Origin of the sequence: Candidatus Regiella insecticola LSR1 (genome assembly GCF_000143625.1) — a bacterium.
GTDB lineage: Bacteria > Pseudomonadota > Gammaproteobacteria > Enterobacterales > Enterobacteriaceae > Regiella > Regiella insecticola.
In genome coordinates this window covers 1-1852 of the sequence record NZ_GL379632.1, presented here as the reverse complement: position 1 = coordinate 1852, position 1852 = coordinate 1, and the positions used below count along the sequence as shown (strand labels likewise).

Genomic DNA, 1852 nt, shown 5'->3' with positions numbered 1-1852 from the left:
TTTCGAGTTACGGCAAGGCGGCAATCAATCGAATCCCAGGAGTGTGGTACATGACAGAGGATGAACGATCGCTGCCAAACGCCGCCGGTAAGCCGAATCAGTCTAATTTGATTCAAGGCTGAGGCGCACAGACAGTACAAATAGTACGGCAAGCGACGACAACGCAGAATCAAATTAGACTGATTCGGCTATAACTTGAAAGGCGAAGGGTATAACACCGCTACACAATATCCATTCATCATCATGGAAACGAAAAATTTGACCACTAAAGAACTTAATTACACTACAACACGTTTTATCAGTAGCGCACCAGATATTCATCACCTTCCAGCTTATGAGGGAATTGAGATTGCATTTGCTGGCCGTTCTAATGCAGGTAAATCGAGTGCACTGAATGCGTTGACGCATAAAAAAGGTTTAGCACGAACCAGTAAAACACCAGGACGTACTCAGCTAATCAATTTATTTGAAGTTGCCGATGGAAAGCGTTTGGTCGATTTACCCGGTTATGGTTACGCCGCAGTGAAAAAAGAAATAAAAAATCAGTGGCAGCATGCTTTAAATGACTATCTAAATAAACGTGATTGCTTGAAAGGTCTGGTGGTACTGATGGACATTCGCCATCCGTTAAAAGAGTCAGATCAACAGATGATTAGCTTGGCGGTTGCTGTCGACATTCCCATTTTTTTACTGCTGACAAAAGCAGATAAATTAGCTACCAGTGCGGCTAAAACGCAACTTAATAAGGTACGCGAAGCCGTGCTCCCTTTCATGGGTGATATTCAAGTAGAAAAATTTTCATCACTGAAAAAAACAGGAGTCGATAAATTACGTGCAAAATTGAATAACTGGTTTAATGGCGTCGTAACAGCAAATATATAAAATATCAGTGCGCTACGGATTTGCCGCGGTAGGCTGCTGTGATGTCAATCTCTTAGTCACACAGGAGATTTCTTGCAAAACCTACCGGCATTTTTGCAAGAAATTTCATGGTATCCCCTTCGTTTTTAAAATGGGAAGCCTCGCCCCATAGGGCGGGGAGCAGTCACTGAGTGAATTTATATAAGGTAAAGTTATTTCTATCAGCCGGACGTTGTCCAACCCAAATGGGGATCCAGTAATCAGCTTGATTTTTTTAGGATGGTGCACATTATCTTGAACTAGCAACAATAGGCAACGTTGGGCGTTTTTATTGAGTGTCACTCCATCACCGTCACCTGAGTGGCCTTCATAGATTTTTATCCCCACTTTACCTGTCACATAATGCAACATACTCTGTTCGGACTCTCCAAGGCCACTGGTTGCAAGACATTCACTATTCTGAATAAAGGAGCAAGTGTTAGAAAAGTGTCTTGATAGCTGCGTGCGGCGTTGATCCAAGGCATCAATAGTAAAAATGTGATAGACCAGGTTACAGCTAACCCCGAGGCCCATGACAGCAACATCGAATGGTTATCCGATTTTTTGATAATAATTAACCATAAAATGATAATAATCATGGCTAATGTAAATAGATACCATTTCGTTTGTAAGGCAAAGGGCAAGGGTAATGCATTATCAATGTCAGACCACAATACTTGCAGTAACCGTGCCTCACCATCCATAACAAGATTAAACCAAGTCAATACTATTATTAACAGTGTGATACCGAAAAAAATGTTTATTACCTTAGAGCCTGTCTTGTCTAAACCACGTAATAAAGGAATGAATGGCACTGTTAGTAAAGCCAAGGGTGGGTACAATGGCAGCAGATAAATATCTCGCATTGAAGCTGATGAGAAGAGTGAAAAGAAGCCAATGGTAAAAAAGAGCAAAACGATGGCATATGTTGATACTTGTGGCTTGAACATCA

The 1852-nt window shown here is 41.4% G+C and carries 1 protein-coding gene and 1 pseudogene; one reads left to right on the top strand and one right to left on the bottom strand.

Annotated elements, in window-relative coordinates; all coding sequences use genetic code 11:
* The first annotated feature begins 243 nt into the window (after positions 1-243).
* Positions 244-882, top strand: a complete 639-nt coding sequence (gene yihA / locus REG_RS08405; RefSeq protein ID WP_087943425.1) for a ribosome biogenesis GTP-binding protein YihA/YsxC — start codon at positions 244-246, stop codon at positions 880-882.
* A gap of 374 nt (positions 883-1256) precedes the next feature.
* Here the strand turns inward: yihA and REG_RS08395 are convergent.
* Positions 1257-1852, bottom strand: a pseudogene (locus REG_RS08395) (hypothetical protein); the annotation flags it as partial.

Excerpts from the sequence above, each read along its gene's own strand:
- yihA (WP_087943425.1), top strand. The coding sequence starts at position 244 with ATGGAAACGAAAAATTTGACCACTAAAGAACTTAATTACACTACAACA.